The organism is Bacteroides sp. D2, assembly GCF_025147085.1.
Classification (GTDB): domain Bacteria; phylum Bacteroidota; class Bacteroidia; order Bacteroidales; family Bacteroidaceae; genus Bacteroides.
Window position 1 is genome coordinate 1,168,888 of record NZ_CP102261.1, and the last position, 19,045, is coordinate 1,187,932.

Sequence of the window (19,045 nt, forward strand, 5' to 3'; positions counted from 1 at the left end):
AAAAAGTGATATAACAAAAATAAATGGCAACAATGAATAAATCTATATTCTATATTTTACTACTGACGGCACTTCCGCTCTACTTTACAGGGTGCAGAAAGGAAGTACGTCCCACCAGCATGACGATAAAAGATTCCGTCAGACACTATTACCCTATCAAGCAAGGTCAGCAACTCGATATCATGTTTACCATCACCAACACGGGAGACGCTCCGTTAATCATTTCAGAAATGCAACCTTCCTGTGGCTGTATCATTCTGGATAAAAGTTCGCATATCATCATTCCCGAAGACGGTATCAGGCAATTCAAAGCAACCTACAACAGCATCAAGAATGTAGGCGAAGTTGTTCACCGCATCCGGATTTTCGGCAATATGCTCCCCGACGGGAGAGCCGAACTTAAATTTGATGTTAACGTAGTCCCCGATGCAGACTATACACGTGATTATGAAGAACTCTATCAAGAGTTCAACACCAAAAATGGTATTGTCAGAGAGATGGTGGATGGAAAAGAATCTGAACTGGGATATTATGTCGGAGAACCGTAATCGATATCATGTATCAAGTATCAAATATTAAGTATTAACATCAAATGACTGGCTAATACTCAACACTTGATACTTAATACTTATTTCTCCTTTCTAAGGATGTATTTCTTTGAATGCGGCATTTTCTTCTTTCACATTCTGAATAGTCTGCTTTAACTCTCCAATCGGCAAGTCATATCCATACCAACCTGTATAGCAATCTACCACATACCATTTCCCGTCCGACTGCAACTCGAACTCGACACGCAAATCAACCTCGGATTCTTCATAGCCTGCCTCAAAGATTTTATGCTTCGGTTCATTCAACGTAAACTTGGAAACATAAATACCTCCCTCTTCCTGGGTGATACGTTCTTCCTTCATGGTTTCGCTATCCAGCAACGGCCACTTTTCCCGAGTGAAAGGGAATGTTTTCTCGGTTTCTCCGTCATCTGCCAACAAAGTGATCGGAGTCTTTAATGGGAACTTGATACGAGTATACTGGAAGGCTGCACTGGAAGTAAATTTATCCAGAAAGGATTTGAAATCTTCACCGTCTTGTGTAGTCAGTTCACTATCGGCTTTTGCCTTGGAACTATTACCGCAGGAGATAAACGAAACACCTGCGAGCAGCATCATAGCCAGCAAGCAGCATACAAACTTTTTAGCTCTCATAACACTATATAAATTAATAGTTTAATTGACGGCGCAAAGATAGTAACAAGTTTGGTTTTGCAATACTTTTATACATTAAAATTGGTTCAAATCAAGGCACAAAAGAAACTTCGTTATTACGTTCTAAATAAAAGATTTTAAAGAAATATCCGATTCCATTCGTCTACGGTCAAATAATGTACGTTTTCATCCTACTAATGTACCATTTACTCATACCTAAATACTTATTTCTCCTCACCTTTGTAACAACATACAAACAAAGAATACACTTTAACATTATAATACTATGAAAACAATTTACACCGTATTTTTACTTCTCTTGTTACTCAGTTGTACTTCATCCAGTGAAAAACTAGCATGGGAAATAGCAAACAATTCTCAAACAAATAAAAAGGAACTTACTCGCTTTTTAGAACATTATAAAACAAATAAGGACAAAGATAAATATAAAGCTGCTTGCTTTCTGATAGAAAATATGCCTAACAAATATTCCATCAATGGCAAAGAACAGAAAATATATGATATTGATATAGTAAAAGCTGACTCTCTCATAAAATCACTAGAGCATTCATTCTTTTTAAAAGAAAAGAGTCCTTATTTGAAAAATTATACATTCGAACAGTTCTGCGAATACATCTTACCATACAGAGTCGCTGATGAATCATTACAATATTATTGGAAATGGGACTGTAGTAGAAAATTTGAGAAACAATGTACCAACGATATTATTCAAACAGCACAGAATATAAATGCTCAAATTAAAATAGAGCTATCTCCCGAATTTTACAAAGATACATTAAAATCATATTCATCAATAATAAAGACAGGATATGGTAAATGTGATGATAGAACAGCATTAGTTACTATGGCCTTACGGTCAGTAGGAATTCCTGCCGCATTTGAATTTGTACCTTATTGGGGAAGCAATAACAATGGACATTCTTTTGTTTCAATTATATTACCAGACAATAAAATATATCCATTACAAAACACAGACAAACAAGCAAACGGAGATTATTACCTATCACGTAAAACTCCTAAAATATATCGTAAGATGTATTCAATACAAGATTTAGCCAAACACATCGACAATATTCCCGAATTATTTCGTCACAATGACCTACTGGATGTTACAAAATTGCACAACATCGGCTCTTGTGATGTTACAGTCTCGACTAATATAAATAAAGAAAAAGAAAATTTTTTATCTGTATTTTCCCCAAAAAGATGGGTACCTGTTGCTTTTTCCTCTTCTCAAACATTCCATCACATTGGGACTGGAAATATATACAATGTTGATCGTAATAAGGAAGCTATTGATTTAGGTGATGGCATAGTTTATCTCCCAACTCACTGGGTAAATGAAGAGGCCATTCCAATAGGCAGCCCAATAATAGTATCGGAGGATTCAGTAAGGGAAATAAAACCAGACACTAAACATCTTGAAAGAGTAGTATGTAAACGCAAATTCCCTTTGAATATGCGAATTGTTGATTTCTCAAAATTGATGATTATGGGAGTTTTTGAAGGGGCAAATAAAGCAGACTTTTCTGATACAACGGAACTTTATAAAATAACAAAAACTCCGGAAAGCAAAATGCAAAAGATAGAAATATCTGCAGAGAAAGCCTATCGTTACATACGTTATAGAAAACCAAAAGGGACCTTTAGTATCGCAGAATTTTGTTTATATCAATCTGATGAAAAGCTTCTACCATTCCACCCTATAGCTTGTGATGCTATATACGAAGACAGTACTATGCTTAATATTTTCGATGGACAACCACTTACCTATTATCAAGTGAGTGGTGGCATAGACTTATGGGTTGGTGTGGATTTATATAAACCTGTGAAGATTTCAAAAATTGGATTTGCTCCACGTAATGACGATAATGCAATAGTTTCAACAGACACTTATGAACTGTTTTATTGGCAGGATCAATGGATAAGTTTAGGCCGGAAACGACCAATAGGTGATAGTGTCGTTTATGATAACGTACCTCAAAAAGCTCTGTTATGGTTGCGCAATTTGACTAAAGGCCGTGAAGAACGTCCATTCACTTATGAAAATGGGAAACAGATATGGTGGTAAAATTATTTCTAACTATTAAATAATAAAATTATGAAAAAAATTACTTTGTTTTTGTCCTTACTTTTAATAGGAAGTGTGGGCTTTTCACAAATTATTCCGGGCGTAAACATCGGTAAACGCAAGGAATATATGATGAGAACGTATAAAATCAATAGTCAAAAGGCAGATGAACACGAACAAATTCTATTCTCCTTACAGAAAGAGAATGACCAGCTAAAGAATCGGAAAATTAGCTCTACTCAATTTAAAGCGGAACAAAAAAAGCTTTATAAAAAATATGGTACAATAATCAGCCAAGCATTTTCTGGAGGAAAACATAAAAAATGGAGCTCTTGTACCCAAGAAATGGAACGTTACCAAATACTAAGTGAAAACAAATTTATTCCATATGAAAAAATGCGTGCTTTGTATAAGGCCGAATCGGAATGGGTCAAAGAACGAGATAAAATGCATAAAGATACTGGAGAAGCATGGGAAAAATATGAAAATAGTGATACTATGGTATCCGAGCTAAATATTAAAATAAAACAAATATTAGGAACTGAAAATGGGACTTGGTATATCGAATATAAGAGACTGTTCTTCAGAGCACTTGACAATATGGACAAATATGGAGTTACATACAAAGATGCCTTTACCATAGCAAAAATAGAAGATACGTATAAACAAAAACGTGCAAACATACTCAATAGCAATAAAAAAAATGCCGAAAGGGAAGTGGAACTGATGGCTATTGATGATGAGATGGCAAAAAAAATAGCAAAGACTGTTCCGTCTGTTTCTGTAAAGTGGGAAAAAGTAAATAATGCAGCATTAGATCATACTTTGAAATCAAGATATGGGCTAAATCAGGAGCAAATAAACAAATTCAAGACAGCTTATAATAAGTATGCAATTGAAGAATATAAGATTCTCAATCAGAAAAAACTGTCTGATAGCGATAAATACGACCAACTCTCCCAATTAGGTGAAACCTTCTGTAAGACAGTAAATCCTTTATTCAAGGTTGATAATTATAAAAAATGGTATGGTTGGTGGAAATACGATTTTGAAAGAAAAATGAAAAGAAAAGGATTAAAATGATTATTTTATGAAAAAATCAACTTATATTTATACTGTTTTATGTGTAATTGCAATTGTCATTAGTATAGTAAATTGCAAAGATGAAGATTTGCTAGAATCAGGTTTACAGACTGACATGAAAGATTTTAGTTTGCAAGAAGCTAAAAACTTTTTTCAAACTCAAGCTCATGCTAATTTAACATTAAGTCGTTCATTGGATAACAAAAGGAATAAAACAGTTTCCCCCGGTGATTTCGTACCTAACTGGGATGCAGCAGTCAGTTCTACCAACAACGGACTCGCTTGCTATGATATTCCTATAACTCCGACTTATCACTTTAAAGCAATTTATGTAGATGAAAGAAATGGCAAGCCTTCTGCAGGAAAAGTCAATGTATATCAGAAACTAGTGATAGTAAAAGATGTAAAGAGCAATAGAATGGATCAATACATCTTAACTTTGATACCCTCCAAATTATATGATAGTAGAAATGGTGCACAAACTTGTAACAACTTTATAAATTGTGCAGACAAGGGTGGTTTTACAGGAGTAGCATTATATTCCTGTGTATATTCACAAGTTACAGCTCGTATAAGTACTTTTAAGAACGGAGTAAAAACGAGAGGGGTATTTCTATTAAATGCTTCAGGGAAAACTAATTTATCAGATAAGTATGAGCAGGCTCGCGCATTAGCATCTACTGTATATATTCAAAAGAAAAAGATGGTCTTAACGCGTGGAGAAGATGACTATAACTACGATTATGATTATGGTAATGAAGATGATTACACTTATATTGGTGAGACACTTGAAGAAGTCATAATTACTCCAGAATCAAATAATAATGAAACAAGTGGCGGAAACGATGAATGGGAAATCATAGCACCTCCCGATAGTGGAACAATAGACCCCGAACCGACAGAACCGGAATCGACGAGTACGGAAGATGATACTGTGACAGAAAATAATAATGGTGACCAGAATTCTGATGAAAAATCTATTCCTTTATCTACAGCTGAAAAAAAAGCAGTAAATAGCCTTTTAATCCAACTAGAAAAGCTTAAGAATATTGATCGAACGAAATACACAATTGAAAAACAAAACTATTGTCGTTCAACTGCACGTACAAGCAAGGATGGAGTTCTTCAACTATGTCAATTATTTTTTAGCTCAGATAATTTAACAGAAATAGATAGAATAGCCACAATATGGCATGAGATGTACCATATTGACCATAAGCATTATGGAAAACTTGAAATGACTATTCTCGAAAAAACAATTGTCCTAAATCCTCCACCATATATTGAAAAGATATTGAATGAAAGATTAGATATAATGTATGGCAAATATATAATGACTCCCGAAACAAGAGAAGCTGATTTTAAGCAAGAATTAATCATTGATCGCTATGGAACAATAGAATATTATAAAAATGAATTAGAGACGCATAAAGCAGAACGCGAAAACTTTCCAGAGGTATCACATTATTATGAGAATGAAAGAACTTGGTTAGAATGGACTTATGAACAACTTCTAATAATTGCTACAGAACAATCATCAAATAAATAAAATTATGAATACAATTAAATCTTTTTTTATAAGTATATTATTGTGTATGTCAATTCCTAGCAAGGGACAAACACAGGATTTAGAAATTACTTTTGCTTATAATAGACAAGACAATGCTTTGATTCTAAAACTTTTCAATAATACGGATAAAGAAATAATAGTATTGAATCAAAGCCTATTGAATGAATCATCTGGAAGCTGCATTATTTTAACTGAAAAACATGATAATGGACAGAGTGATCTAATCATCTCGTTATATGACTATGAAGATGGACAGTGGATCCGTTCTAAAACAATAAACCCTAACGAAAGACTAGAACTTTTTTATTCATTTGAAGCTATCCCTGCAAATAATGTTACAAGAGCTAGATTATTCCTCTCCACATATTTTAGAGATAGGAAGACAGGAAAATTAGTTAGCAAAAGATATAAAAATGATTTACCCATAAAACAAATTAAATGATAACAAGTAAACATTTATTTATAGGTATTGTACTTTTGGGCATTTCTATTTTTTGTACCGCCCAAGAAGTAAAAATTGAATTTTCTTATGATAAACCGAATAATTCTTTAACCCTTATACTTACTAATAATACAGACAAAGAAATTTTAGTTATGAATCAAGGGCGGTTAAGTGAATTTAGTGGAAGCTATATTGTTTTAACAGAATCTTCTAATGGGAAAAGCGCGGATTTGACGATTTGTCTATTTACTCTTGAAAGCGGGAAATGGATATTACACAAGAGTTTATCTCCAAAAGGAAGAATAGAACTCTCCTATCCTTTGGATTCTATCCCAGCCAATAATGTAGTAAGGGCACATTTGTTTCTTTCAACATATTCTAATGATGAAAAAACAGGAAAACTAACTTCTAAAAGATATGAGAAGAATTTATATATAGATTAAGAAGTTTTATTATTATACGGTACAGTTCTGTAAAAATTAGTGCCGATCGATTATGAAAATTATTATTTTCCAGCATTCTTTGTGTAAAACAAAACCAAGAGTGCTGGAAAATTTAGATTACACATTGCTCATCTTTAGGATAAATCATATATAAATATATTTCCACTTAAATTAAATGTACCTTATAAACAGTATGAAAAGCTATTCTATTGAAAACATCAGAATACAAGATATATTACTTATATCAATTTGCATATTACTGTTCTTAAATAGAGCTGTACCTATTGACTACTCATCAATTTGGCGAGTGACTGTATTATGCCTTATATATACGTGTATACGCATTATGCCAAAACGACAGTGCTATTGCCTATTATACATAGTCTGTATTTGGGGAATTACCGAAGTAATCATTTCAACACTTCAAAAAGTGAATTATTTAGAGAGCAATCATCATGATTTCGGAATCACAGGAACGTTTGGAAATCCAGGACCATTAGGCGGATTATTAGCAGTATGCTGGATAGTATCTATTTTTTTCATTTATGAAAACATACAAAACAAGCATCGTATATTAACATTATCATTTTGCATGATAGCCTGTTTTATTTTATATGGTTTACTATTATCTGGTTCACGCGCCGGGTGGACAGCTGCATTGGTAGGAAGCATGATATTCCTATGGCAATGGTTAAAAAGAAAACATACAATCAAAGTCAAACCAACTCTTTTGAAATCAGGTTTTCTGCTTATCATCACCGTTTTTATCATATCAATCTACTTTATAAGAAGAGATTCGGCAGATGGCCGATTGCTAATATGGTATAACACAATAAAGATGATAGAAGATTATCCTCTATTCGGTATTGGGACCGGAGGATGGCAAGCTAATTACATGCTTTACCAAGCTGAATATTTCTTACAAGCTACAAATTCTCCATACACATTATTAGCTGACAACATTTTTTATACATACAACGAATTTTTATATATAACAGCAGAACAGGGAATAGTTGGATTAGTTGTTGTTTCATGGTTGTTTTATGCATTATTTAGTTATAAAGAAAAGAATAATACTGACCATTGTCTGAAATCCGCCTTAACCACTTTCCTAGTCTTCTCTTTTTTTTCTTATCCTGGCCAGGTTTTTCCATTAGAAATATTATTCATCAGCATAATAGGAATGATGAAAAGCAAAACCATAAAAGTGTTTACAATATCTATTTTAGCAAAATACATCGTTAGAAGTATAGCCTCCATCTCTATTATATGTATATCAATCTGGTCCTATCATATTTACCATAAAACTTTTACCACAATTATCAGGATAGTGGATAAAAATAAAATATCCGAAGAAGCCCATTCTCAACTATCCACATTATACCCATTATTTTGTTATAATCCACAGTTAATGTACATCTACTCAAAAAGTAGTTTGGAAGATTATCCTTTAAATACAAAACCACAAATATTACAAACAGCTGCCCGAATTGCTCCTAATAGTGAACTATATATCAAGATGGGAGATTTTTGGAAACAAAAAAGAGATTACGCTCAAGCTGAAGCATGCTATCAAACGGCTGCTGCCATGATTCCACATCATATCACTCCTTCGTACAAATTATTCCAGCTTTATATAGACAAAGGAAATATAAATGCAGCCATCGACATGGGAAATTATCTTTTAAAACAACCGATAAAGAAAAAAGGAACAAAAGCTTTACGAATGGAAGCTGAAATTTTAGAGTTTCTTCATAAAGAAAAGAATATAAAGAAAACACAATAAGTATCTACCACAGTACAAGTCAGCTATCACACATCTGCCATCTGTAACCCATTAGATTACTGAAGAAAGTCTATAAGCAGACTTTGGCTTCCTTGATAGAGACCGCAATATCTAATATTGGGAACTAAATTTTTTTCCTTGAAATTGTCTTTTTGCACAAATCTTTTCTTTTAATATCCCGCATACATTTTATAGAGTTTATCAAAATAATCTCTTGAAATATTACTATTCTTTCCGGCCATATTTTTGTAGTAATATAACATTCCTTGGTAATAAGCCTTATAGTCAAACAGTCCTTGATTATTAAATGGATAGTTCTGTATCGTTCCATCCCCCTGAATGAATCTATATGACGTACGCATCGGATTAGCTTGGAGGGCTATAAAATATTTACCGAAAATATCATAATAAGAATACTTACTGGATTGATTTTGTTTTCGCGGTTGCTTATTTACCCCAAATGAATAAATCGTTCGTACTGCGCTTTCTCCTTGCATCGCAGCGATCCATTTTGTTCGAGCGATAGCTTCTGTTACAATACTATCAGTTTCCGCGTCCGGACTGTTTGAAATTTCTATATGACTAGTCGTACCATCCTTTTCTATAACAAACGAGCCATTCAGAACCATTTTTTTATCAACTATAACATCACACATAATATTTTTCAAGAAATTACCCTCTTCATTGTATTTTGCCTTTATTTCTGGATTAAAAACGATCATATCCGGATCAGTTGGTTTGCTTCTTGTATTACAAAAAACATCATCACGATACACTATTAATGGCAAAAGCATTCCATCATTATCGGTTTTTATAATAATCTTATCACATATAGTAACATCAATTGGAGTTGTTCTATCAGCAATGGCCGGTTCCCATTTAGGAGATTTTTTTAATAAATCCTCTATCGCACATTTTACAATATCATTCTTACACTGTAATATAGATATATTATTTACCTTTCCTTTTTTAGTTATTGTATACTGAAAAAGTAATGTCTCTGAATAACATTTCAGTGTTGATGGTATTTGAATATTGTTGTGTATCCATTGAACAAACTTGTCCCTGCTATTAAAAGGACTCGTAGGAATATTCGATAAACGCGGTGGAATATGCATAGTTACTTGTTGTATTTGTTCCCGTTTATCTTCAGGAATATATTGATGAAAATCAATTAGCATATATTTATATATATCTTTAGGTTGACTTCCATTATATCGACATCGAGGAGCTTTACTTATGACATCCATAATTTCTTTCTCAAAAGCAGGATTTAATGTATTCAGTATGCTTGTTATGAAAACTTTTCCATCCCAAGATGCACTAATACAAACTTGTTCAATGCCAGCTATTCCATATTTGTACGCTTCTTGAGGAAATTGAATATTACTTAAAATCCATGATGGCATCTCGTCAAGAGTCATTAAAGATTCTTTGGTACTTCCTGCATTTATCTGAGCAGAAGTATATACATTAAAAAATACAGCAATGAAAAGGCTAATAATTTTATTCATAATATTGTTCTTTCTATAAGATGTTTTGTTTATTGCACAATGTAAAGATAGTGATAAAATAAAAAAACGTATACATAGAAAAATACACTAACGTGGTAAAATTATACATATTTCATCGACCAAAGCCTTTTTTTCGAAGCTACTTTTTCCTCAAATATTCATAACCGAAGCGACAGTACAGACACTTTCGCTTATCACAGTACTCTTTTTGCAACTGTATCAATGCCTGACTATCCGCCGCACTGACAACCGGAAGCCCGGCATCGCTCCACGAGCGGATAATATGATTACTCTCCGCCTTCAATTCTTCCAGAAAACGTCCGGCACGTTCACACATTCGTTCATCTGCCTTATGCAAGCCGTATGTATAAAGAAAAGGAACCACTGTATTTATGATTATCAAATCCTTGGAACGCTCTCCCATCGTCTTCTCCTTTTGTGAAGACGGTCGCCCGAATAAATAATGATTTTCCCAATAGGGAGACGTACGGGCATCCAGCAAGTTTCTCACATCCGCCAGCGTTTCCGCTTCCAACAAACGTGAAAACAACTTATCCCCTTTCTGATAGAGATAAGCCAACTGCGCCAGGCGAATATGCGGAAAGTTTTCCGGACGAAGCCGTAGAAAACGCCATAACGTAGCATCCATCCCCTGCCCGATTTCAAACTTCCGCTGCAAATAACGGAACTCCTTACAAAGACGGAGACTATACTCGTCTTCCTGTTCCTTTTTCAGAAACGTTTCTTCCAACAATCCCGCCAAACCATAGAAAAAAGCCTCTATCTGAAACAAATCATTCCGGTGCTTATCCATCGCACGAAACGGCAACAGTCCCGCCCACGTTTCAAAAGCATCTCCGTTCAAGCCAAAACCGAAATTACGGGCAAGGGTGATAAAGAATGCATCTTCCCAATTACTGTTACAATGTTTGAGACGCTGTGTGATTAATTGCGCTTTCTGCTCCAAACGTTCCGTTTGCAAAGCGGTCAGCCAAGAATGAATGGTAAGTTTGGGAAGAGAGGCAAGGATGGGATGGCAAGCCGGATACTGATCGGCTACACAAAGTTCGTGGTAATGTAATTGCACATTGTCCGGACAGGTAAGTAATAGTTGCGGTATCTGTTCACCGTTGGTACGGGTTATTTCCGTATCTGCTTCACTCACTACATGGAGAATCACAGAGTCGTATGCTTTGTCAGAATGATGTCCGTGGCGAAACCAGTCGGAAGAATGTGTATGTATTTCTATATTCCCTACCCATAAGGCACCATCAATCTTTAGTTTCGCGTTAAAAAAGTCGGGACCGGCGTTGGGATTTTGCAGACCGGAGTCAATCACTTCTACCGGTAAGCCGTTGGTGGTTTGCAGTACTTTCAGGGGAAATAATTTATGCTTCCACACGTAGTGGAGAAGATGTTCCATGTTAACAAGACGTTAATGTGCGCTGCAAATGTAATAAAAATCTTATCTTTGCGACTATTATTTTGAATATAAGTCAGAAAACAATGAAAATAGCACTGATCGGTTACGGAAAGATGGGCAAAGAGATAGAAAAGGTTGCCCGTAGTCGCGGACATGAAATCGTCTGCATCATTGACATCAATAATCAGGATGACTTCGAATCGGAAGCATTCAAATCGGCCGATGTGGCCATTGAGTTTACCAATCCGATGGTAGCTTACAGCAATTATATGAAAGCGTTCAAAGCCGGTGTAAAACTGGTATCGGGCAGTACCGGATGGATGGCCGAGCATGGCGAAGAAATCAAGAAGCTCTGCACGGAAGGGGGCAAAACACTCTTCTGGTCGTCCAACTTCAGCCTGGGAGTCAGCATCTTCTCCGCTCTCAACAAGTATCTGGCTAAAATCATGAATCAGTTCCCTGCTTATGATGTCACCATGAGCGAGACACATCATATCCACAAACTGGATGCTCCCAGCGGAACAGCCATTACATTGGCGGAAGGTATTCTGGAAAAGCTGGACCGTAAGGACAAATGGGTGAAAGGCACTTTCCTTGCACCGGACGGAACCATTAGCGGAACCAACGATTGCGCCCCTAATGAACTTCCTATCGCCTCTATCCGCGAAGGAGAAGTGTTCGGCCTTCATACCATTCGCTATGAATCTGATGTAGACAGCATAACTATCACGCATGATGCCAAAAGTCGTGGTGGATTTGTATTGGGAGCCGTACTGGCAGCCGAATATACTGCCACACACGAAGGTTTTTTGGGCATGAGTGATTTATTCCCATTCTTGAACGACTAAGATTTCAGAAGCTAGTTCTAAACAAATATAACATTATGAGACAAGCCACACGCGCACAATGGATCAAATGTGCCACTGCTATTCTACTTTACCTCATCTTCCTTATCTGGGTACGGAGTTGGTGGGGATTGATTGTTGTTCCTTTCATTTTCGATATTTATATCACAAAGAAAATTCCCTGGTCTTTTTGGAAGAAGTCGAAGAATCCGGCTGTCCGCAGTGTCATGAGTTGGGTAGACGCCATCGTGTTTGCGTTGGTTGCTGTCTACTTCGTCAATATCTACATCTTCCAGAATTATCAGATTCCTTCTTCTTCGCTGGAAAAATCATTGCTGGTGGGCGACTTCCTGTATGTGAGCAAGATGAGTTACGGTCCCCGCGTACCGAACACTCCCCTTTCCATGCCGTTGGCGCAGCATACACTGCCTGTCTTCAATACTAAATCATATATCGAGTGGCCACAATGGAAGTACAAACGGGTACCGGGCTTCGGCAAAGTGAAACTGAATGACATTGTTGTCTTCAACTTCCCCGCAGGAGATACGGTAGCAGTGAACTACCAACAGACAACGGACTTCTATACGCTGGCTTATGGTGAAGGACAACGCATCTACTCCAAACAGATTGAAATGGATAGCCTGACACGTTCACAGCAACGTGCAATCTATGACCTCTACTATGACGCCGGACGTAAACAGATTCTAAACAATCCGCGTACTTACGGTGAAGTACTGTGGCGTCCGGTAGACCGTCGCGAGAATTATGTGAAACGTTGTGTCGGCTTGCCCGGTGATACATTGCAAATTGTAGACGGACAGGTGATGATTGACGGTAAGGCGATTGAGAACCCCGAAAACCTGCAATTCAACTACTTCGTACAGACTACCGGCCCGTACATTCCGGAAGATATGCTCCGCGAATTAGGCATCAGCAAGGATGACACCATGCTGATAGAAGACTCTGGCTGGGAAGGCGGATTATTGGATATGGGACTGGACAACCGGAATGCGCAAGGCAAACTGAATCCGGTATATCATCTTCCATTGACTAAAAAGATGTATGACACTCTCCTTGGCAATAAAAAGCTAATCAGCAAAATAGTAATGGAACCGGAAGAATACGCCGGACAGATGTATCCGCTGAACCTTTATACCAAATGGAACCGCAACAATTACGGTCCGATCTGGATTCCTGCCAAAGGAGCTACCATTACCCTCACAGAAGACAACCTGCCTATCTATGAGCGTTGCATCGTAGCCTACGAAGGCAACAAGCTGGAAGTGAAACCGGACGGTATCTACATCAACGGTGAAAAGACCAATGAATATACCTTCAAAATGGATTATTACTGGATGATGGGTGACAACCGTCACAACTCTGCCGACTCCCGTTATTGGGGTTTTGTACCCGAAGATCACGTAGTGGGCAAGCCGATTGTCGTATGGCTGTCGCTTGACAAAGACCGTGGATGGTTTGACGGTAAGATTCGCTGGAACCGCCTCTTCAAGTGGGTAGACTGATAAGTGTACGGATAGAATAGAGTGATAAGGTGATAAATATTGATGAACATTCGTAAATTCAAATGGATACTAGCATTTGCCGGAGCAGTAGTCGTAGTGCTTCTGCTCCGGGGATTTGCTTTTACGTCCTGCCTTATCCCTTCCACCGGTATGGAAAACTCCATTTTCCAGGGTGAACGTATCTTAGTGAACAAATGGAGTTACGGATTGCGAGTTCCTTTCATGTCGCTCTTTTCTTATCATCGTTGGTGTGAAAGTCCTGTACGGCAACAAGATATTGTAGTGTTCAATAATCCGGCTGGAATCCGGGAACCTATCATCGACCGCCGGGAAATCTATATCAGCCGTTGCCTCGGAGTTCCGGGAGATACATTATTGGTCGATTCTCTTTTCTCCGTTATTTCTCCAGAGGCACAATTCAATCCGGATAAGAAAAGGCTTTATTCGTACCCCGCGTCAAAAGAAAATCTGATTACCTCACTCATGCATACTCTTTCCATCACCAACGACGGATTGATGGGAAGTAATGACAGTACTCATGTGCGTAGTTTCAGCCGTTACGAATATTATTTGTTGGAACAGGCAATGAATGGGAAAGAGAGTTTTGTCCAACCTTTGTCAAACAGGGAAGATGCCGAACCGAATCCGCTGATTGTTCCCGGAAAAGGGAAATTTATCCGGGTCTATCCCTGGAACATAACCTTACTGCGGAATACCCTCGTGATGCACGAAGGCAAACAGGCAGAAATAAAGAACGACACTCTCTACGTAGACGGCAAACCTACACAACACTGTTATTTCACTAAAGATTACTATTGGATGGGATCTAACAATACCGTCAACTTTTCCGACTCACGGCTCTTCGGGTTTGTCCCGCAAGACCATATCATCGGGAAAGCCTCCATCATTTGGTTCTCCAAAGAAAAAGAGACAGGCTTGTTTGACGGATACCGATGGAACCGTTTCTTCAGAACGGTGAAATAATCTTCCGGAACATAAAAGAAATAACTCCTTAATAATATCCTTAATTAATATCCTTATTATAGAGCCCCCTAAACGTATTAAAATGAAAGAAATGAAAATAGCTTATTTATCTTCAGCTTATCTCGCTCCCGTCGAATATTATACCAAACTTCTGGCTTATGACAAAGTGTTTGTAGAGCAACACGACCACTATATCAAACAAACCTATCGTAACCGGTGCACCATTGCCGGCCCATCCGGCGAATTAGCTCTTTCTATCCCAACCGTAAAACCCGACACATTGAAGTGTCCGATGAAAGATATCCGCATCTCCGACCACGGCAACTGGAGACATCTGCACTGGAACGCCATCGAATCAGCCTACAACAGTACTCCTTTCTTTGAATATTACAAGGACGACTTCCGTCCCTTCTACGAAAAGAAATACGAGTTTTTAATCGATTTCAACGAAGAACTATGCCGGATGGTCTGTGAATTGATAGATATTCACCCCACTATGGAGCGTACTAGCGAATATAAGATGGAGTTTGCTCCCGGAGAATTCGATTTTCGGGAAGTCATTCATCCCAAAAAGGATTTCCGAGAAGTGGATACAGAGTTTATTCCGCAACCTTACTATCAGGTTTTCGAGCCCAAACTGGGTTTTCTTCCTAATTTGAGTATCATAGACCTGTTGTTCAATATGGGACCGGAAAGTCTGTTGGTACTAGGCAAGTAATGACTCCACTCTTCTATACGTATGTAGCCAACAAAGGTGCACCATGTCGTCACATTATTTATACTCGTACAGTTTGACGTGTAAAATACTGAATTCTCCGACAGGAATACGTACATGCCTTCCCTGATGGTCCTGATCGCCATTCAGGCGCCGGATATATTTCAGTGAACCATCTTCGTTCACATTAACTTCATCTACAGAACCGATACCGGCTCTCATACCACCTTGCCAGCTATTTTCCGTTTTTGATGCCTTTCCGCCCACACTGGCAAAACCATCCTCGCCCAATGCCGGTGAACTTTTCATTTTATTTTCCCCCTGTTTCTTAAATTCAAGTACCAAGCCACTGCCGGCAACGATATACTCATCTGGAGCCAGACGTAGCAAAACACCTCCCCCTTCAGGCCATACAGTGCCATCCCGGGCACGTGGGTCCCATGGCAGAGTGAAGTAATGACGGCAGGTAATCTCCAAATCATCGTATGAAAGTATTCGTTCTTTATTCTCTTCATCAAACAAAAGACCGTTCATCACTCCTTTACCCTGATATTTTGTCAATAAAGGCATCAGTTCTTTCAATTTAATATAGCTCTGTACCAAAGGTGCATCTGCTCTATCCGAACCGCTTTCAATAGAGAAAGGACAAAAGCCAATCGCATCATGCTCACCAAACACATAGAAAGCACGTACTCCATCATTGTCTTCCAACCGAATTTCAGGTATAAAGAGAGGATTATTGTGCAGTTTATACTTTGCCACCCAATCAACGAAACCTTTATCATATAAATCCGGAGCCAGAAAATCAATGTTGGGTGCTGCATAATGCCATACATCTATCAAATGAGCCAATGGTCCTGCCGACGGATATTCTCCCGGTTTCCGCCCCCTACTGTTCATTGCTGCATTGACATACAACGGAATATTATAGATAGAACGTGCTAACTTTGCCATTCGTTCTACATACTGCGCATACGACCAGGCCATAAAAATTTCATCCGTATACACGTCTGCACCAAACACTTCCTGCCACGTACCTTTCTTCTTGAATCCCTGGCTCTCCCATTTTGCCAACATTTCGGGATGCAGAGATCTCTTGTTCTTTTGCAAATAGTCGATGAAAAGAGACGGAACTGGTGCATAAAACAGTTTATCCGCTTCTTTGGAATAATCGCGGGCATCTTCCAACATTCCGATTTCGTTTTCTATCTGAATCATGATAACCGTTCCCTCTTCCTTATCCACAGAAGCAATGTGTTTCATCCATTGGGAAAAAGCACGGCTATCCGCCTGAAACACATTCTCCGAAAAGGAACTGGCTATTTCGAGGGGCTTCCCTGCTTTCGTATAGGCACGCGGGTATTTCTTATAATCTTCCTTAAACCAGATCGGAGCATAGCAACTCATTGAGTTTTTCCACGCACCGAACCAAAGGAAAACCACCTTCAAATCATTCGCACGGGCTTGTTGAATCACTTTATCCGTCAGGGTAAAATCAAATTTACCTTCCTGTGGTTCTGTTAAATCCCAATATGCAGGAACCAGTACCGTATTCAGACCCATACGCTGCAATTTCGGGAATATACGTTCAATATCTTCAATAGAGGAAGCTGAAGAATTTCCCAATTCACCGCCAATCACTAAGAATGGTTTTCCATCTACCATAAGTTGTGTGGTACTTCCCTGTTTCTGCAAATACGGAAGTTTCTGATGTGCCTGAAGAGGCAAAATAAAAAGGAATAGAATCCCAAAAAGTGTGTTTCTCATAACAATCAGCTTTATCATATTATCTGAAAGCAAAGTTACAACAATATAAAAAAGGAGCACAACGTCTTGTGTTCCTTTTCTATCGGGCAGGTTACAGATGCTTTATGTTACGTTACATCTGCCTTTATCTATACATTATCTCCGGTTCTTATACCCTCTATTTGCGTTTCCTAAGTAATTTTTAGAGAAAACTGTTTATATCGCTACTTCTTCACAGTTCTTCTCTTCATTAGATTCTGCTGCATCCAGCCGATTCAACAAATAGCGTACATTTTGAAGATGTATATCGTTATTCCGATCCATTTTCTTAAACTGCCAACTGTTTTTAGTGGTATTCAGTATGCAATTCATTAACGTTCCCACGGCATCGGCACTTTGGAAACGATTGGTATTGGAGATTAGCGTATTCATCATGTGCGCCCCGAATCCTCTAATCACCTCTTTCACACTTATCGACTTATAATTACGGATGGCTTCAAAGGCTGCCACATTACTACAAAGCGTACTAGCTAAATCCTCCAGTCTCTTTCGATCTGTTCGTTCCACTAGATAGCTTTCAGGATTCATAAAACGATTGAGAGTCAGATAAAAAGACATCATTTCATCATCGGATGAAAAGATAACGTGCATGAGTTGCGTCGCGTCCCCCGGACGAGCCTGCTGGTTGCTTAAAACTTCTTCCATAAGAATTTTAATTAAATGGTGAATAAATTAAGTTCAATGGGGCGATACAGAAGGGTAGTTTTAAGAAATAAAAGAAGTAAGCGTCTCCGCGATTCTATCTTGTCGCCCTTTTTTCATTCTTATATTTTTGCTATGTATAAAAATGAAGCATTATGGATTTAGCAGAAAATCGATTTGGAAAAACTTGGAAACATTTCCTTGAAGTATTGAAAGTAGACTACAATTGTTCTTTAGCCGATGTTTGCCGCGATCAGCATACCACTTTTGGTGGTATGAGTTCCTGGATGTCCAGACGGGGCTATAGCGTTAAACAAGCCAAGGCAGATGTGGTCCGCGATTATTATGGCGGCGTTGAACCCTCCCAACCGCCAACTTCCTCTCCTTCATTCACTCAAATAGCACCCGCCATGTTGTCGGAAGAAGAGTTTAGTCTTGCCGGGATCACAATCACCTTTAACAGTGGAACCACCATTTCGGTCAAACGGGCCACACCCAGTGGTGTTATTAAAATGTTGCGCGATTACGAAAGAAAGGAGGGAGATCCATGTATTCTCTAACATCAGCCAATCGATACTATCTGTACCAGGGCTTTGTTCGTATGAACCTTGGCATTGACGGTTTATTCAAAATTATACGATCGGAAATGAAGGACTTGTCTCCCGTTTCCGGAGATATCTTTTTATTCTTTGGTAAAAACCGACAAAGTGTAAAAATACTGCGTTGGGATGGCGATGGCTTTCTTCTGTACTACAAGCGCCTCGAAGGTGGAAGTTTTGAGTTACCGACATTTAACCCCAATACAGGTAATTACGAGATTTCTTATCAGGTTTTGTCTTTTATCTTAAATGGAGTGTCATTAAAGTCTGTACGGTTGAGAAAGCGTTTTAGGATCTAATTCAACATTCTGATTATTAGTTATTTGCGCTAAAGATATCATCCGGTTTATTTGGCCAATTCGTTGATTTTTTATAT

Annotated in this window: 18 protein-coding genes; 13 read left to right on the top strand and 5 right to left on the bottom strand. The window is 37.9% G+C overall.

Going from position 1 to position 19,045, the window contains the following annotated elements:
- Positions 1-32: 32 nt before the first annotated feature.
- Complete coding sequence (locus NQ505_RS04060; protein ID WP_008641720.1) at positions 33-548, top strand: DUF1573 domain-containing protein; 516 nt, start codon at positions 33-35, stop codon at positions 546-548.
- A 93-nt stretch (positions 549-641) separates the two neighbouring features.
- On the opposite strand, the gene NQ505_RS04065 is transcribed toward NQ505_RS04060, so the two are convergent.
- Positions 642-1,202: a hypothetical protein gene (locus tag NQ505_RS04065; RefSeq protein WP_004313843.1), complete on the bottom strand. Its 561-nt coding sequence runs from the start codon at positions 1,200-1,202 to the stop codon at positions 642-644.
- Between the two features lie 286 nt (positions 1,203-1,488).
- Here NQ505_RS04065 and NQ505_RS04070 point away from each other — a divergent pair, with 286 nt between their 5' ends.
- The 6 genes from NQ505_RS04070 (at position 1,489) to NQ505_RS04095 (ending at position 8,618) form a co-directional block, all read left to right on the top strand.
- Positions 1,489-3,294: a transglutaminase domain-containing protein gene (locus NQ505_RS04070; protein ID WP_008998230.1), complete on the top strand. Its 1,806-nt coding sequence runs from the start codon at positions 1,489-1,491 to the stop codon at positions 3,292-3,294.
- Positions 3,295-3,324: 30 nt separating this feature from the next.
- A complete protein-coding gene (locus tag NQ505_RS04075) occupies positions 3,325-4,377 on the top strand; it encodes a hypothetical protein (protein ID WP_259827524.1) in 1,053 nt (350 codons plus the stop codon).
- Positions 4,378-4,384: 7 nt separating this feature from the next.
- Positions 4,385-5,926 (top strand): hypothetical protein, encoded by a 1,542-nt coding sequence (locus tag NQ505_RS04080; protein ID WP_008641715.1) that lies wholly within the window; start codon positions 4,385-4,387, stop codon positions 5,924-5,926.
- Between the two features lie 4 nt (positions 5,927-5,930).
- The gene (locus tag NQ505_RS04085) at positions 5,931-6,389 is read left to right on the top strand and encodes a hypothetical protein (RefSeq protein ID WP_008776122.1); all 459 of its coding nucleotides are present in this window, start codon (positions 5,931-5,933) and stop codon (positions 6,387-6,389) included.
- On the top strand, positions 6,386-6,832 hold the full coding sequence (locus NQ505_RS04090) for a hypothetical protein (RefSeq protein WP_008641713.1): 447 nt from the start codon (positions 6,386-6,388) through the stop codon (positions 6,830-6,832). The genes NQ505_RS04085 and NQ505_RS04090 overlap by 4 nt, the downstream gene beginning before the upstream one ends.
- A 430-nt stretch (positions 6,833-7,262) precedes the next feature.
- Positions 7,263-8,618 (top strand): O-antigen ligase family protein, encoded by a 1,356-nt coding sequence (locus NQ505_RS04095; protein ID WP_225483861.1) that lies wholly within the window; start codon positions 7,263-7,265, stop codon positions 8,616-8,618.
- A 170-nt stretch (positions 8,619-8,788) separates the two neighbouring features.
- On the opposite strand, the gene NQ505_RS04100 is transcribed toward NQ505_RS04095, so the two are convergent.
- Together NQ505_RS04100 and NQ505_RS04105 are read right to left on the bottom strand one after the other, a co-directional pair.
- Entirely contained in the window at positions 8,789-10,132 is a 1,344-nt protein-coding gene (locus tag NQ505_RS04100; protein ID WP_008998232.1) for an energy transducer TonB, read from the bottom strand.
- Between the two features lie 139 nt (positions 10,133-10,271).
- Positions 10,272-11,555, bottom strand: coding sequence for a DUF2851 family protein (locus NQ505_RS04105; RefSeq protein WP_008998233.1), 1,284 nt, complete (start codon positions 11,553-11,555; stop codon positions 10,272-10,274).
- An 83-nt stretch (positions 11,556-11,638) separates the two neighbouring features.
- On the opposite strand from NQ505_RS04105, the gene dapB reads away from it, so the two are divergent.
- From dapB to NQ505_RS04125, 4 genes are all read left to right on the top strand, one after another.
- The gene (gene dapB, locus NQ505_RS04110) at positions 11,639-12,403 is read left to right on the top strand and encodes a 4-hydroxy-tetrahydrodipicolinate reductase (RefSeq protein ID WP_004307500.1); all 765 of its coding nucleotides are present in this window, start codon (positions 11,639-11,641) and stop codon (positions 12,401-12,403) included.
- Positions 12,404-12,438: 35 nt separating this feature from the next.
- Entirely contained in the window at positions 12,439-13,923 is a 1,485-nt protein-coding gene (gene lepB, locus NQ505_RS04115) for a signal peptidase I (protein ID WP_008998234.1), read from the top strand.
- Between the two features lie 42 nt (positions 13,924-13,965).
- Complete coding sequence (lepB, locus tag NQ505_RS04120) at positions 13,966-14,907, top strand: signal peptidase I (protein ID WP_004313835.1); 942 nt, start codon at positions 13,966-13,968, stop codon at positions 14,905-14,907.
- Between the two features lie 82 nt (positions 14,908-14,989).
- Positions 14,990-15,625 carry a WbqC family protein gene (locus tag NQ505_RS04125; RefSeq protein WP_004310330.1) on the top strand — a complete coding sequence of 212 codons (636 nt, stop codon included), beginning with the start codon at positions 14,990-14,992 and terminating at the stop codon, positions 15,623-15,625.
- Positions 15,626-15,679: 54 nt separating this feature from the next.
- On the opposite strand, the gene NQ505_RS04130 is transcribed toward NQ505_RS04125, so the two are convergent.
- Positions 15,680-17,389: a DUF5597 domain-containing protein gene (locus tag NQ505_RS04130; RefSeq protein WP_004324264.1), complete on the bottom strand. Its 1,710-nt coding sequence runs from the start codon at positions 17,387-17,389 to the stop codon at positions 15,680-15,682.
- A 195-nt stretch (positions 17,390-17,584) separates the two neighbouring features.
- Entirely contained in the window at positions 17,585-18,073 is a 489-nt protein-coding gene (locus NQ505_RS04135; RefSeq protein WP_004313832.1) for a hypothetical protein, read from the bottom strand.
- Positions 18,074-18,225: 152 nt separating this feature from the next.
- On the opposite strand from NQ505_RS04135, the gene NQ505_RS04140 reads away from it, so the two are divergent.
- Positions 18,226-18,630, top strand: coding sequence for a hypothetical protein (locus NQ505_RS04140; protein ID WP_254015723.1), 405 nt, complete (start codon positions 18,226-18,228; stop codon positions 18,628-18,630).
- Positions 18,618-18,968 carry an IS66 family insertion sequence element accessory protein TnpB gene (gene tnpB, locus NQ505_RS04145; RefSeq protein WP_004296723.1) on the top strand — a complete coding sequence of 117 codons (351 nt, stop codon included), beginning with the start codon at positions 18,618-18,620 and terminating at the stop codon, positions 18,966-18,968. The genes NQ505_RS04140 and tnpB overlap by 13 nt, the downstream gene beginning before the upstream one ends.
- Positions 18,969-19,045: the final 77 nt, after the last annotated feature.

Bases quoted from the DNA above. Each gene is read 5' to 3' on its own strand.
- NQ505_RS04060 (WP_008641720.1), top strand. From the start codon at position 33: ATGAATAAATCTATATTCTATATTTTACTACTGACGGCACTTCCGCTC.
- NQ505_RS04065 (WP_004313843.1), bottom strand. From the start codon at position 1,202: ATGAGAGCTAAAAAGTTTGTATGCTGCTTGCTGGCTATGATGCTGCTC.
- NQ505_RS04070 (WP_008998230.1), top strand. From the start codon at position 1,489: ATGAAAACAATTTACACCGTATTTTTACTTCTCTTGTTACTCAGTTGT.
- NQ505_RS04075 (WP_259827524.1), top strand. From the start codon at position 3,325: ATGAAAAAAATTACTTTGTTTTTGTCCTTACTTTTAATAGGAAGTGTG.
- NQ505_RS04080 (WP_008641715.1), top strand. From the start codon at position 4,385: ATGAAAAAATCAACTTATATTTATACTGTTTTATGTGTAATTGCAATT.
- NQ505_RS04085 (WP_008776122.1), top strand. From the start codon at position 5,931: ATGAATACAATTAAATCTTTTTTTATAAGTATATTATTGTGTATGTCA.
- NQ505_RS04090 (WP_008641713.1), top strand. From the start codon at position 6,386: ATGATAACAAGTAAACATTTATTTATAGGTATTGTACTTTTGGGCATT.
- NQ505_RS04100 (WP_008998232.1), bottom strand. From the start codon at position 10,132: ATGAATAAAATTATTAGCCTTTTCATTGCTGTATTTTTTAATGTATAT.
- NQ505_RS04105 (WP_008998233.1), bottom strand. From the start codon at position 11,555: ATGGAACATCTTCTCCACTACGTGTGGAAGCATAAATTATTTCCCCTG.
- dapB (WP_004307500.1), top strand. From the start codon at position 11,639: ATGAAAATAGCACTGATCGGTTACGGAAAGATGGGCAAAGAGATAGAA.
- lepB (WP_008998234.1), top strand. From the start codon at position 12,439: ATGAGACAAGCCACACGCGCACAATGGATCAAATGTGCCACTGCTATT.
- lepB (WP_004313835.1), top strand. From the start codon at position 13,966: ATGAACATTCGTAAATTCAAATGGATACTAGCATTTGCCGGAGCAGTA.
- NQ505_RS04125 (WP_004310330.1), top strand. From the start codon at position 14,990: ATGAAAGAAATGAAAATAGCTTATTTATCTTCAGCTTATCTCGCTCCC.
- NQ505_RS04130 (WP_004324264.1), bottom strand. From the start codon at position 17,389: ATGAGAAACACACTTTTTGGGATTCTATTCCTTTTTATTTTGCCTCTT.
- NQ505_RS04135 (WP_004313832.1), bottom strand. From the start codon at position 18,073: ATGGAAGAAGTTTTAAGCAACCAGCAGGCTCGTCCGGGGGACGCGACG.
- NQ505_RS04140 (WP_254015723.1), top strand. From the start codon at position 18,226: ATGGATTTAGCAGAAAATCGATTTGGAAAAACTTGGAAACATTTCCTT.
- tnpB (WP_004296723.1), top strand. From the start codon at position 18,618: ATGTATTCTCTAACATCAGCCAATCGATACTATCTGTACCAGGGCTTT.